This is a genomic window from Streptomyces sp. NPDC051218 (assembly GCF_044455475.1).
In the GTDB taxonomy this organism is placed as follows: Bacteria; Actinomycetota; Actinomycetes; order Streptomycetales; family Streptomycetaceae; genus Streptomyces.
Genome location: NZ_JBITEU010000009.1, coordinates 380558 through 392514 on the forward strand (window position 1 = coordinate 380558; position 11957 = coordinate 392514).

The following is an 11957-nucleotide window of genomic DNA, read 5'->3' on the forward strand; positions in this document are numbered from 1 at the left end:
GATGGAAACAGCCCGTCCGGCGTTCGAGGACATCGTGCAAGCCCCGCAGGCCCACCCCCCTCAGTGCCGCATCGACTCCCCGAACCCGGCGGCGAGCGGCATCCGCAACCCCAGCGGCGGCGGCGCCGCGAGCGCGTCCTCCAGCGGGCGCGCGTACGCATGGCCGAACAGGGAACCCAGGACGAAGTCCGATGCCAGCGCCTCGACTTCGCCCTGGTGCTGCTGCAACCGGTGCCCGTCGGAATGGACTTCGAACCGGCACACCTCCCGGTTCGCCTTCTTCGCCCGCGCCGCGAGCCGGAACGAGAGCTCGGGGTCGGTCCGCTCGTCGTTCGTGCCGTGCACGATCAAAACCCGCCGCCCCGCGAGCTGTTTCACCGGTTCGGGGGACGCGGCCACATCGTCCTCCGGCAGCCAAGGGGCCAGCGCGAGGACGGAGTTGACCGCGTCGTGGCCACTGGCCCGCAGGGCGGCCCGGCCGCCCATGTCCCTGCCGACGAGGCAGATCGAGACGTCGCCGTAGAGCCGGACGATCTCGTCCGCCGCCCACTCCGCGTCCCGCGCGAGCTGCGCCTGCGCCCCGTTCCAGCCGCGGTAGCGGTAGTGCACGACGTGCGCGGCGAGCCCCTCCGCGCGCCCGTCCTGGGCGAGCCTGCGGCCGAGCGCGCGCATCGAGTTCGCGGCGAACGGGGTCGGCTTGCGGGCGGAGGTCTCGTGGCCGCCGGGGAGCAGCAGCACCGCGCCGCTGACCGCCGATGGCCGGGCGCCGATCACGCGCCCGAGCCTGGCCGCGCGCGCGGAATCGGGCGTCGCTTGCTGTGCCATGACAGAACAGTGTCAGAAGCGATGGTGTACGCCACCCTTCCGCAGGGTCACTGTTACGTATCGACCCGTGAGATCGGCCCGGCGATCTACGCGCGTAGGCGCTAGAGTGCCGAGATGACGAGCCAGACCACCAAAGCCGGTCAGACGGACCGCGAAACGCCCAGCGCCGACCAGATCCGCCGCGCCCCGAAGGTGCTCCTGCACGACCACCTCGACGGCGGCCTGCGCCCCGGCACGATCGTCGACCTCGCCCGCGATTCGGGTTACGAGGGACTGCCCGAGACCGACCCCGACAAGCTCGGGATCTGGTTCAGGGAAGCCGCCGACTCCGGTTCGCTGCCGCGTTATCTGGAGACCTTCGCCCACACCTGCGCGGTGATGCAGACGAAGGACGCCCTCAGGCGCGTGGCGGCCGAGTGCGCCGAGGACCTCGCCGAGGACGGCGTCGTCTACGCCGAGATCCGGTACGCCCCCGAGCAGCACCTGGAGCAGGGCCTCACCCTCGAAGAGGTCGTCGAGGCCGTCAACGAAGGCTTCCGGGAGGGCGAGCGGCGCGCGAAGGAGAACGGCCACCGCATCCGCGTGGGCGCGCTGCTCACCGCCATGCGGCACGCCGCCCGCGCCCTGGAGATCGCCGAACTCGCCAACCGCTACCGCGATCTGGGCGTCGTCGGCTTCGACATCGCGGGCGCGGAGGCGGGCTTCCCGCCCACCCGGCACCTCGACGCGTTCGAGTACCTCAAGCGCGAGAACAACCACTTCACGATCCACGCGGGCGAGGCCTTCGGCCTGCCGTCCATCTGGCAGGCCCTGCAGTGGTGCGGCGCCGACCGCCTGGGCCACGGCGTGCGGATCATCGACGACATCCAGGTCGCCGACGACGGCACCGTGAAGCTCGGCCGCCTCGCCAGCTATGTGCGCGACAAGCGCATCCCCCTGGAGATGTGCCCCAGCTCCAACCTGCAGACCGGCGCGGCGAGCTCGTACGCCGAGCACCCCATCGGTCTGCTGCGCAAGCTGCACTTCCGGGCCACGGTGAACACCGACAACCGTCTGATGTCCGGCACCAGCATGAGCCGCGAATTCGAGCACCTGGTCGGCACATTCGGTTACACGCTCGACGACATGCAGTGGTTCACAGTCAATGCGATGAAATCAGCGTTCATTCCTTTCGATGAACGCCTTGCCATGATCAGTGACGTGATCAAGCCCGGATATGCCGAGCTGAAGTCCGAATGGCTGTTCCGTCAGACCGCCTCCACCAGGGCTTCTGCCGACGCGTAACAGAAAATTCAGCATTGTGGGCGCGGCCGGGAACATTAATTCCCGGTCGCGTTTTGCTGTTTGCGGACTGCCCCTTCACATGTTTACGGTCATGGGCCGCTCAAAAGTCCCCGTCATCAAGGACGCATTGAAGATGAAGCAGTCTGCAGCCAAGACCCTCGGTGTCGCCGCTCTCGGCGCCGCCTTCGCCGCCGCAGGCGCGGGTGCCGCCAACGCCGCGCCGGCCCTGCCCGACGCCACGGGCGCCCTGGGTTCCGCCACCGCCATGCTTCCCACGGAGCAGCTCGGCGAGAACCTGCCCGCGGGTGGCCCCGAGGCGGTCGCCGCCGGCCAGAACGTGGTCGGCAGCACCCTGCAGGCCTCCGCGCCGACCGTCGGCAAGCTCGGCGAGAGCATGAAGCCCGCCGAGGACCGGGGCAAGCCCGCTCCGGCCGACCCGGTCACCGGTCTGCTCGGCGGCCTGCCGCTGGCCGGCGCCCTGCCCGTGCAGGGGCTGCCCCTGCAGGGTCTCCCCCTGGAGGGCCTGCCCGTGAACGGTGTGCCGCTCGGCTGATCACCACGGTCCCCGCACACGCCGATGGGGCGCACCCCTGCTCAAGGGTGCGCCCCATCGGCGTACGTGTGCGGCAGCGAGGGCCGCCGGTTCACCAGGCTGCCTGCCTGGCCTTGCCCTCGGAGGGCAACAGGACCCAGAGGGCGATGTAGAGCAGGAACTGCGGGCCGGGCAGCAGACACGAGATCACGAAGATCACGCGCATCGTGGTCGCCGACGTGCCGAAACGCTTGGCGAGGGCGGCGCACACTCCGCCGATCATCCGGCCGTTGGTGGGGCGGGCAAGGGCGGTCATGGTGGCTCCTTCGTGAACCGTCGGTATGAGGTCCGGGGCGTCTACCCCGATGTCTCAAAGCTACGTTCGCGAAGCGGGCAAAGCGTCGCTCTAGGGTGCGATACCGACCCTGGGAATCGTCGGGGTCGACCCCTGAGAAGCGTCCTCCCGAGGGAGGGCCGCGCGGTGCTCCACATCAGTACGGCGGCGGAGCCTGGCCCTGAGCGCCGGCACCACGGCGACATGCGCGAGGGCCACGCCCACGGTGTTCAGGAACAGCGAGTCGACGTCGACGACCTGCCCGGGGACCCCGGTCTGCAGCAGTTCGATGCCCAGCGAGATCAGCGCGCCCGCCGCGACCGTCCGCACCAGCGAACCCAGCGGCGACACATGGACCCGCCCACCGGCGAGCGGAAGCAGCACACCGAGCGGGGAGAGCAGCAGCAGACTGCCGCCTATCTGCCGGGCTGCCTGCGCGGGACCGAGCGCCAGATCCGCCTTGATGCCGGCGAACGGCTGCAGATTCGCCGCGCTGACCCACGGCACGTCCAGTGGACGCAGAGTGAGCCAGCCGACGAACAGAAGATGCGCGACGAGGAGGAATCCTCCTGCCGCACGGAAGCGGATGGCGGCCCCGTGGCCGCCCGAGCCTTGACGCACGCACCCCAAGACGCGCCTAGCGGCAGGATCGGTTCCGCGCATTCACTCCCGGTGCCCGGCAGTGTCCTGATCGCACACCGTGACTGTCCTGATCGGCCGCTTCACCGGCTCGGTCACTTCACCGTCTCCGTGGGCGGGGCCACCGTCCCGGGGCGCTGGCGGACCTCCTGGGTGCATTCGTAGCGGCGCAGGGGGGCGTCGCCGGGGCCGCCCATGATGACCTCGCGGTCGTCGCCCGCCGCCGCGCTGTCCGCGAACGTGCAAACGACCTGGGCGAGCGCGAACGCCGACAGGTCCTCCGGAGACGTGCTGAACCGCAGCGCGTCCTCGGGGTCACCCTTCCCCGGGCCGCCGACCACCGTGCCACCGCGTACGTCCGTGGCGAAGCCCGCCTGCTTCTCCTGGTCCGACGGCGCGTGCGACAGCTCGTCGAGGAGCGCCTGCGCGATACGCACCCGGTCCGTCGTCGCCTTCTCGGTGGGGATGCGCACCGACCGGTCGACGGTCACCAGCTGCGCCGCGCACACCAGGAAGACCTGCACCGGGACCCCGCTGGACTGCGAGGCGATGCTCGAACCGGACATCACGCAGGGCACCCGTGACGGGCCGGGGCCGAAGTCCGTCGGCACCTCCGTCGAGCGGATCCCGCAGCCCGCGAGGGTCGCGGTCAGCGCGGTGGCCAGCAGCGCGGCGCGCAGCCGTCGGCGGTTCATCGCTTCTCCCCCTCAACGGCGGCGTCGCCGTCCGTGCCCTCCGCGGCCTCGTCATCGGGCAGCAGCGCCGACGGATCGCGCGGCAGCCACAGCGTGAACACCGCGCCGCCCTTGGGCGAGTTCGCGGCGGTGATCTCACCGCCGTGGATGTGGGCGTTCTCCAGGGCGATGGAGAGCCCGAGCCCGCTGCCCTCCGAACGCGGCCGGGACGCGCTCGCCTTGTAGAAGCGGTCGAAGACGTGCGGCAGGACGTCCTCGGGGATGCCGGGGCCACCGTCCCGCACCGCGATGAGGAGCTTCTCGCCCGCGAGCCGTACGGAGACCTCCACGGGGGAGCCACCGTGCTTGAGCGCGTTGCCGATGAGGTTCGCCAGGATGACGTCGAGGCGGCGCGGGTCGAGCCGCACCGTGATGCCGCGCTCCGCGTCGAGCTCGACCGCGTCGAGCCAGGCACGGGCGTCGATGCAGGCCGTGATCTGGTCGGCGATGTCCACGTCGTCAAGGACGAGCCTCGCCGTGCCCGCGTCGAAGCGGGTGACCTCCATCAGGTTCTCCACCAGGTCGTTGAGGCGGCGGGTCTCGCTGACCACGAGACGCACGGCGGGCTCGATCATCGGGTCGACGCTGCCGGTCTCCGCGTCGAGCTCCTCCTCGAGGACCTCGGTCACCGCGGTGATCGCGGTCAGCGGCGTACGCAGCTCGTGCGACATGTCGGCCACGAAGCGCCGCGACGCCTCGTCACGGGCGCTCATGTCGTCGACCTTCTTCTCCAGGCTCTCCGCGGTGCGGTTGAACGTCCGTGACAGATCGGCCAGTTCATCCGTGCCCGACACCCGAAGGCGCGTGTCCAGCTTGCCCTCGCCGAGCCGCCGCGCGGCGACCCCGAGCCGGTGCACCGGTTTGAGCACGGTGGTCGCGGCGGCCTGCGCGAGCAGCGCGGAACCGATGAGCGCGAGCCCCGTGGCGATCGCGAGCGACCAGCCGAGCGAACTGAGGTCCTTCGCCTCCGGCTCCAGGGACTTGAGCATGTAACCGGTCGGCCCGCCGCCGATGACCTTGGCGCCACCCACGAGATACGGGGTGCCCTCGTCGACGGTCCGCTGCCAGTACAGGTGGTACGGGCTCTTGTTGCTTGAGGTGAGCGGCTGCTCCTTGTTCACCGTCTTGCGCAGCGACTTGGGCACGTCGGCGAGCGTGAAGGCGTCCAGGTCGGAGTAGCCGACGATCGTGTCACCGTCGGTGTTCTCCCCGATCAGGAGCACGCTGTAGCGCTGGCTGCTGTTGGCCATCGTCCCCGCGGCCTGCTGCAGTTCGTCCTGCGTCGGATTGGGCGGCAGGGCGCCGGCGCGCGTCTGCATCTCCTGCTGGAAGTCCTTCAGGGCCGCGTCCTGCGCACGCGTCAGGACGGCCTCGCGGTTGAGCCAGTACGCGATTCCGGAAGCCGTCACGGCGGCGGTGAGCGCCACCAGACCGAACACCACGACGAGCCGGAGTCTGAGGCTCGTGAAGCGCAGCCCCGCCATGATCGCCTTGCGCGCCGCGGCCCAACCGCGGAGCTTGTCCTGCGGTTTGGTCACTGAGGAGTGTCCAGCCGGTAGCCGACCCCACGCACCGTACGGATCAACGTCGGCGAGGACGGCACGTCCTCCACCTTCGCGCGAAGCCGCTGCACGCAGGCGTCGACGAGCCGGGAGTCGCCGAGGTAGTCGTGCTCCCACACCAGACGCAGCAACTGCTGCCGCGACAGGGCCTGTCCGGGCCTGCGGCTCAGCTCAAGGAGCAGCCGCAGCTCGGTCGGCGTGAGCTGCAGATCCTCGCCGTTCTTCGTGACGGTCATCGCGGCACGGTCGATGACGAGCGACCCGAACGTCGCCGCGTCGTTGGCCTCGCGCTCACCGCGGCGAAGGACCGCGCGGATACGGGCGTCGAGCACCCGTCCCTGCACGGGTTTCACGACATAGTCGTCGGCACCCGATTCGAGCCCGACGACCACGTCGATGTCGTCACTGCGTGCGGTCAGCAGGATGATCGGCAACTGGTCGGTGCGCCGGATGCGACGGCACACCTCGAAGCCGTCGATGCCCGGCAGCATCACATCCAGCACGATCAGGTCCGGCCGCTGCTCACTGAGCAGCTTCAGGCCGTCCTCGCCGGTGGCAGCAGTAGCCACCCGATGCCCTTGGCGGGTGAGCGAGAGCTCAAGGGCCGTACGGATGGCGTCGTCGTCCTCGATCAGCAACAGGGAAGGCACGGAGGTCATTCTGTCCCATGGCAAGGCCACAGTTCGACTGTTGAGGTGCTCCCACACCTACCCCCTACAACTAGAAGCGCTGTTGCAGGCCTGTGACAGTCGGCGGACACCGTCATGAAGTGGGTCCGGCAGAGTTTTGGTCACACGGAAAAGGCCGGACTCCACCGACGGGGGGCGCGAGATGAACACACTGCACAGCACCAGCTCAAGCGCAGTAATCACGCGTCTCCATGACGTGATCCGACCTGCCGAGAGGCACGAGAAGTCCGGTGCCGTGAGCGGGCGGGGGTGCGCTCGCGGCACCGGGCGTCAGCACACCACGTACATGACGGTGGTTGACGCGTTCCGGGGGGAGACCCGCGGAGACGATGGGGGGGCTCACGGGGGAGCCGCGTACAGGGAGGACACGGGGGAGCGCACTTCGGTGTCGGAGGCGGAGTTCACCGCCTACGTCCAGGAGCGTCGTGCCTCCCTGTACGCGACCGCCTATCACCTGACCGGTGACCGTTTCGAGGCCGAGGACCTGCTCCAGAGCGCCCTCTTCTCGACGTACCGCGCCTGGGACAGGATCAGCGACAAGGCCGCGGTCGGCGGTTACCTCCGCCGCACCATGACCAACCTGCACATCAGCGCCTGGCGGCGCCGCAAGCTCAACGAATACCCGACCGAGGAGCTGCCGGAGACGGCGGGCGACACGGACGCGATGCGGGGCACCGAACTCCGCGCGGTTCTCTGGCAGGCCCTGGCCCGCCTCCCCGAACTGCAGCGGACGATGCTGGTCCTGCGTTACTACGAGGGCCGCACGGACCCCGAGATCGCGGACATCCTCGACATCAGCGTGGGCACGGTGAAGTCCAGCATCTGGCGCTCCCTGCGCCGGCTGCGCGAGGACGAGGTCCTCAGCTTCGGCCGTGACCAGGAAGAGTCCTTCGGCGAGTTGGTCGCCTAGGGATCATGGGGGGCCGCCGCTCCCGGGGGGAGGCGGCGGTGGCAGGGGGGACACGGGGGAAAACGGGGATCACGGGGGATCCACGGGGGGAACAAGTGGCGGGACCGGAAGGCCGGGGGGTCTTTCCGGTCCTTCTGCTTTTGGTACGGGGTGAACCGCTCCCCTCGCGGAGTTACGCGGCTTCGGCGCGGGCCTTCGCGCACCGGCCGGCGGCGGCTGCCGCGAGCCGTCCGAGGGCCTCGTCCTTGCCGCAGGGGTGGCAGCCGAGCGCGGTCTGCCGGGCGACGATCACGCGCTCGGTCCGCATCAGCCGCCACCCGCGCCGCAGCAGGAACGTCACGGACTTCCGTCCCTCGCGCAGATCCCGCAGGAGCCGCCGCCGGAAGGTGGTGGAGGGACGGCCCCGGAGGCAGATCGCGTCGGCGAGCACGCCGATGTCCCGGCACCGGTCCACGATGTCCGCCGCGAAGATCCCCTCCGCGATGAAGAGGGGTGTCCGCTCGATGTCCATCGCGGACTCGCCCGTACGCGAGCTGGTGGCGATGTCGTAGACGGGGACGCGGGTACGTCCCGTGCGGCACAGCTGCTCGATGGCGGCGACGGCGACGTCCGTGTCCCAGGAGTCGGGGGAGTCCCAGTCGATGTCCGTGCTGTCGGGGACCTGCGGCAGTGTCGGGTCGTCACATTCCTTGTAGAAGTCGTCGAGGCACAGGACGGGCAGTCCGGAGCGGGCGGCGAACGACGACTTGCCTGAGCCCGAGGGGCCGGCGAGCAGCACGACTCGGGTGGGTATCGGGGGATGGGAACTCACGAGAGAACAGTTTGCTGCATTGAGCCGCCCAGGCGACCCGACGGGTAGGGCTTTGGTGCCCGCAACCCACCTCAACTACGCTACGTGCGCATCTGATTACTCAAGAGGATTAGGGCGGAACCCATGGCACGGCACGCAACAGCCTCCAAGCACCTCTCCCGCGTCCTGCTGCGGGCGGGCCTGACGGTCACCGTCGCAGGAACGGCGCTCGGCATCGGCGGCGCGGCGACGGCGAACGCCGCTCCGGAGCCCTCGGCGTCCGAAAACCTCCCGGCGGCCGGTGCGGGCGTACTCCGGGCCGTCGAGGAGGTCACCGCGGGGGGACTCGGGCCGACCAAGGAGCTGAAGCTCAACCCGCTCGCGGGCACCGGGTCCGACCCGCTGGACAACGCTCTCGGCACCCAGATCGCGGACTTCAAGCCGGTCTCGACGGCGCCGCTGACCGCTCCACTGACGCAGGGCGCGGCGCTCAAGGACCTGCCGGTGGTCGGCCCCGCCACGAGCGTGCTGCCCGGCTAGGGCCGCTGACGCGGGGTTCCCCCTGTCACCCCTTCCGCAGGGGGACTTCCCGCACCAGCCACGCCACCGCGAAGGCCGCCGCACCGAGCAACGCGGCGCCGAGAGCCACGCCGTGCATGCCGCCGGTGACCGCCGTGCGCACCGTTTCCCGCACTCCTTCCGGCATGTTCCTGACCGCCTCGGGGGTCCAGGAACTACCGCCCTCCGGCATGCCGCCCGATGTCAGGCGGCTCGCGTAGACGGCGCCCAGGACGGCGATGCCCAGTGAGCCGCCGATGGTGCGCAGGAGTGTGGTGGTGCCGGTGGCGGCGCCCATGTCGCGCGGGTCCGCGCTGTTGATGGTGATGAGCAGCGTGCTCTGCATCAAGAAGCCCATGCCCGTGCCGAGCGCGAACGTCAGCGCGGATGTCACGGCGGTGGGGGTGTCCGCGCCGACCGCGAGGAGCGCGAGGCCGCCGAGGGCGGTCAACGCGCCGCCGATGATGGTGCAGGCGCGGTAGCCGCCGCCCTTGGACGTGATCCGGCCGAGCAGGAGCTGCGCCCCGAACATGCCCGCCATCAGCGGGAGCAGCAGCATGCCGCTGGCCGTGGACGAGGCGCCGCGGACGAACTGCATGTACTGCGGCAGGTACGAGGACGCGGTGAGCATGGCCGCGCCCACCAGGAAGGTGAGGACCTGGGCGAGCGTGAAGTTGCGGTCGGCGAAGAGGCGGGGCGGGATGATCGGTTCGGCCGCCCGCCGCTCGACCCGCGCGAACCAGACCAGGCAGCCGGCGCCGATCACGCCGAGCCCGAGGATCTGCGGTGACGCCCAGCCGTACGTCGTCCCGCCCCAACTGCCGAGCAGCGTCAGGGCGAGGATGCCCGTGGAGAGGAGGGCGGCGCCGGCGAAGTCGATGCGGGCGGCCGTGACCCGCTCGGTGCGCAGGCGCAGCCGCAGGCCGATGATGAGCAGGGCGAGGACGCCCACGGGCACGTTGACGTAGAAGACCCAGCGCCAGTCCAGTTGGTCGGTGAGGAAACCGCCGAGCAGCGGTCCGCCGACCAGCGCCACGGGCATCATCGCGCCGATCATCGACTGTGAGCGGCCCGCCTGTGACGGCGGCAGCATGACACCGATGATCGAGATGGCGCCGACCATCAGACCGCCCGCCCCGAGGCCCTGCACGGCGCGGAAGGCGATGAGCTGCGTCATGTCCTGGGCGATCCCGGAGAGGACCGAGCCCGCCAGGAAGACCGTGATCGACCAGATGAAACTGCCCTTGCGCCCGTACAGGTCGCCGAGCTTGCCCCAGAGGGGAGTGGAGACGGACGCCGTCAGGAGATAGGCGGTCACCACCCAGGACAGGTGGTCGAGGCCGCCGAGGTCGCCGACGATGGTGGGCAGGGCGGTGCCCACGATCGTGCCGTCGAGCAGTCCGAGCATCAGTCCGAGCAGCAGCCCGAAGAGGACGAGCTTGGACGGCCCGCCCGGTTCGGCGGGCGGCTGTTCGGCGCCCGGGGTTTCCGGAGTGCCCGGGATGCTCGTCTCTTCCGTACGTTGACTCATGATTCCCCCTCGGCGGATGTTGAGGTGACGTCAGGCGCTGTACGGGCGAACGGACTTGGCGTCCCGCAGTGCGTGGGCCCACCAGGTCAGTTGGTCGAGCAGTGCCTTGGCCGCCGTGTCGACCTGGGGGTCGTCGACGGTGCCGTCCTCGCCGAACCCGCCCCACGCGTTGTGGAAGCTGACCGTGTTGCGGATGGTCGTCGCCTGCAACTCGGCCATGACCAAGCGGAGTTGTTCCACCGCGCGCAGACCGCCCGACAGGCCGCCGTAGGAGACGAAGCCGACCGGCTTCGCGTGCCACTGCTCGTTGTGCCAGTCGATGGCGTTCTTCAGGGATGCCGGGAAGCTGTGGTTGTACTCCGGCGTGATGAAGACGAACGCGTCGGCCGCCGCCAGGCGGGGTGAGACCAGGGCGAGTGCTTCCTCGGTGCCGGGAGCGGGCGGCTGCCCGAAGGCGGGGAAGACGGTGGGCAGCGGAGTCTCGGCGAGGTCGACGACATCGGCCGTCAGGTCGTCGCGCTGGGCGAGATGCCCCGTCAGCCACCGCGTGACGACGGGTGCGAACCGGCCCTCGCGGGTGCTGCCGACGAGGACGGCCACGCGAAGAGGCTGGGTGTTGCTGCTGGTCATGGGGTCCCCCGGGAAGCGAGTGGTGTGTACGGCGTATTGAATGTGTACACCGTACACGGCAGTGTGTACAGCGTCCACCCGCAGATACGTTGTACGCTCACGTCCTGATGAGAGGAGCCCTGCTGTGGCTGGCCAGAAGAAGGACGGCAAGGCGACGGTGCCCGACAAGACACTCTGGGAGCGCCTGGAGCAGCCGACGGCACCCCGCGCCTCGCTGTCCCTGGAGCGCATCGGAGCCGTCGCGGTGGAGGTCGCCGACGCCGAGGGTCTCGCCGCCGTCACCATGCGGCGGCTCGCCACGGAACTGGGCGTCGCGCCCATGGCGGCGTACCGGCACGTCTCGGGCAAGGACGACCTGTGGGCGCTGATGGCCGAGCGGGTGGCGGCCGAGCACCGGATTCCCGAGGAGCTGACCGAATGGCGTGAGGTGCTGCGGGCCTTCGCCCTGCTGACCCGTCAGGCGATGCTGCGCCACCCGTGGGTGGGTCAGCTGCCCACGGCCCTGTTCGTGCTCACGCCGGGCCGGATGGCCATCGCCGAGCGGCAGTTGGCGGCGCTTGACGGCATCGGCCTCGACGAGGACGCCATGATGGTGGCCTTCCGGACGGTGAGCTCCTTCGCGCACGGCGCCGCCTCGTCCGAAGTGGCCCTGCGCAGCTGGACGGAGTCGGAGGGCTGGTCGTCCGGTGAGGAGACCCGGATGGGCCTCGCGCCGCAGATGACGTACCTCATGGACACCGGCCGCTACCCCACCTATCAGCGCTACGGGATGCGGTCGCGCCGCAAGGACGACGCCACCTGGATGTACGAGACGGGCCTCGACTGCGTCCTGGACGGGATCGCGGCACGGCTCGGCATCTGACCGAGCCGCGGAAAAGGGCGAAGCCCCGGCACCTCCTGGACGGAGGAGGGCCGGGGCTTTGCCGTGCGGAGCGGCTC

At 70.2% G+C, this 11957-nt stretch carries 14 protein-coding genes; 5 read left to right on the forward strand and 9 right to left on the reverse strand.

Going from position 1 to position 11957, the window contains the following annotated elements; all coding sequences use genetic code 11:
• Positions 1 to 60 precede the first annotated feature (60 nt).
• The gene (locus tag ACIBCK_RS27510) at positions 61 to 825 is read right to left on the reverse strand and encodes an alpha/beta hydrolase (protein WP_399394453.1); all 765 of its coding nucleotides are present in this window, start codon (positions 823 to 825) and stop codon (positions 61 to 63) included.
• A gap of 114 nt (positions 826 to 939) precedes the next feature.
• Between ACIBCK_RS27510 and ACIBCK_RS27515 the strand changes: the two genes are divergently transcribed.
• Both ACIBCK_RS27515 and ACIBCK_RS27520 read left to right on the forward strand, forming a co-directional pair.
• Positions 940 to 2109: an adenosine deaminase gene (locus tag ACIBCK_RS27515; protein ID WP_399394455.1), complete on the forward strand. Its 1170-nt coding sequence runs from the start codon at positions 940 to 942 to the stop codon at positions 2107 to 2109.
• 133 nt (positions 2110 to 2242) lie between these two features.
• Positions 2243 to 2662, forward strand: coding sequence for an ATP-binding protein (locus tag ACIBCK_RS27520; protein WP_399394457.1), 420 nt, complete (start codon positions 2243 to 2245; stop codon positions 2660 to 2662).
• Positions 2663 to 2753: 91 nt separating this feature from the next.
• Here the strand turns inward: ACIBCK_RS27520 and ACIBCK_RS27525 are convergent, their stop codons facing one another.
• The 5 genes from ACIBCK_RS27525 to afsQ1 form a co-directional block, all read right to left on the reverse strand.
• On the reverse strand, positions 2754 to 2957 hold the full coding sequence (locus tag ACIBCK_RS27525) for a PspC domain-containing protein (protein WP_399394458.1): 204 nt from the start codon (positions 2955 to 2957) through the stop codon (positions 2754 to 2756).
• Positions 2958 to 3047: 90 nt separating this feature from the next.
• Positions 3048 to 3596, reverse strand: coding sequence for a VanZ family protein (locus ACIBCK_RS27530; protein ID WP_399394460.1), 549 nt, complete (start codon positions 3594 to 3596; stop codon positions 3048 to 3050).
• A 113-nt stretch (positions 3597 to 3709) separates the two neighbouring features.
• A complete protein-coding gene (locus ACIBCK_RS27535) occupies positions 3710 to 4309 on the reverse strand; it encodes a hypothetical protein (protein WP_399394462.1) in 600 nt (199 codons plus the stop codon).
• Positions 4306 to 5886, reverse strand: a complete 1581-nt coding sequence (locus ACIBCK_RS27540; RefSeq protein WP_399394464.1) for an ATP-binding protein — start codon at positions 5884 to 5886, stop codon at positions 4306 to 4308. The genes ACIBCK_RS27535 and ACIBCK_RS27540 overlap by 4 nt, the downstream gene beginning before the upstream one ends.
• The gene (gene afsQ1, locus ACIBCK_RS27545) at positions 5883 to 6560 is read right to left on the reverse strand and encodes a two-component system response regulator AfsQ1 (RefSeq protein WP_030562528.1); all 678 of its coding nucleotides are present in this window, start codon (positions 6558 to 6560) and stop codon (positions 5883 to 5885) included. Before afsQ1 ends, ACIBCK_RS27540 begins: the two co-directional genes overlap by 4 nt.
• 181 nt (positions 6561 to 6741) lie before the next feature.
• Here afsQ1 and ACIBCK_RS27550 point away from each other — a divergent pair, with 181 nt between their 5' ends.
• The gene (locus ACIBCK_RS27550; protein ID WP_399394466.1) at positions 6742 to 7509 is read left to right on the forward strand and encodes a SigE family RNA polymerase sigma factor; all 768 of its coding nucleotides are present in this window, start codon (positions 6742 to 6744) and stop codon (positions 7507 to 7509) included.
• 172 nt (positions 7510 to 7681) lie between these two features.
• On the opposite strand, the gene ACIBCK_RS27555 is transcribed toward ACIBCK_RS27550, so the two are convergent.
• Positions 7682 to 8320 (reverse strand): uridine kinase, encoded by a 639-nt coding sequence (locus ACIBCK_RS27555; RefSeq protein WP_399394468.1) that lies wholly within the window; start codon positions 8318 to 8320, stop codon positions 7682 to 7684.
• Between the two features lie 123 nt (positions 8321 to 8443).
• Here ACIBCK_RS27555 and ACIBCK_RS27560 point away from each other — a divergent pair, with 123 nt between their 5' ends.
• The gene (locus ACIBCK_RS27560) at positions 8444 to 8839 is read left to right on the forward strand and encodes a hypothetical protein (protein WP_399394470.1); all 396 of its coding nucleotides are present in this window, start codon (positions 8444 to 8446) and stop codon (positions 8837 to 8839) included.
• A 25-nt stretch (positions 8840 to 8864) separates the two neighbouring features.
• On the opposite strand, the gene ACIBCK_RS27565 is transcribed toward ACIBCK_RS27560, so the two are convergent.
• Together ACIBCK_RS27565 and ACIBCK_RS27570 are read right to left on the reverse strand one after the other, a co-directional pair.
• Positions 8865 to 10388 carry an MDR family MFS transporter gene (locus tag ACIBCK_RS27565; RefSeq protein WP_399394472.1) on the reverse strand — a complete coding sequence of 508 codons (1524 nt, stop codon included), beginning with the start codon at positions 10386 to 10388 and terminating at the stop codon, positions 8865 to 8867.
• Positions 10389 to 10418: 30 nt separating this feature from the next.
• Entirely contained in the window at positions 10419 to 11018 is a 600-nt protein-coding gene (locus ACIBCK_RS27570) for an NADPH-dependent FMN reductase (RefSeq protein ID WP_399394474.1), read from the reverse strand.
• Positions 11019 to 11142: 124 nt separating this feature from the next.
• Between ACIBCK_RS27570 and ACIBCK_RS27575 the strand changes: the two genes are divergently transcribed.
• Complete coding sequence (locus ACIBCK_RS27575) at positions 11143 to 11880, forward strand: TetR/AcrR family transcriptional regulator (protein ID WP_399394476.1); 738 nt, start codon at positions 11143 to 11145, stop codon at positions 11878 to 11880.
• Positions 11881 to 11957: the final 77 nt, after the last annotated feature.

Excerpts from the sequence above, each read along its gene's own strand:
- ACIBCK_RS27520 (WP_399394457.1), top strand. The coding sequence starts at position 2,243 with ATGAAGCAGTCTGCAGCCAAGACCCTCGGTGTCGCCGCTCTCGGCGCC.
- ACIBCK_RS27550 (WP_399394466.1), top strand. The coding sequence starts at position 6,742 with ATGAACACACTGCACAGCACCAGCTCAAGCGCAGTAATCACGCGTCTC.
- ACIBCK_RS27510 (WP_399394453.1), bottom strand. The coding sequence starts at position 825 with ATGGCACAGCAAGCGACGCCCGATTCCGCGCGCGCGGCCAGGCTCGGG.
- ACIBCK_RS27525 (WP_399394458.1), bottom strand. The coding sequence starts at position 2,957 with ATGACCGCCCTTGCCCGCCCCACCAACGGCCGGATGATCGGCGGAGTG.
- ACIBCK_RS27515 (WP_399394455.1), top strand. The coding sequence starts at position 940 with ATGACGAGCCAGACCACCAAAGCCGGTCAGACGGACCGCGAAACGCCC.
- ACIBCK_RS27535 (WP_399394462.1), bottom strand. The coding sequence starts at position 4,309 with ATGAACCGCCGACGGCTGCGCGCCGCGCTGCTGGCCACCGCGCTGACC.
- ACIBCK_RS27570 (WP_399394474.1), bottom strand. The coding sequence starts at position 11,018 with ATGACCAGCAGCAACACCCAGCCTCTTCGCGTGGCCGTCCTCGTCGGC.
- ACIBCK_RS27565 (WP_399394472.1), bottom strand. The coding sequence starts at position 10,388 with ATGAGTCAACGTACGGAAGAGACGAGCATCCCGGGCACTCCGGAAACC.
- ACIBCK_RS27560 (WP_399394470.1), top strand. The coding sequence starts at position 8,444 with ATGGCACGGCACGCAACAGCCTCCAAGCACCTCTCCCGCGTCCTGCTG.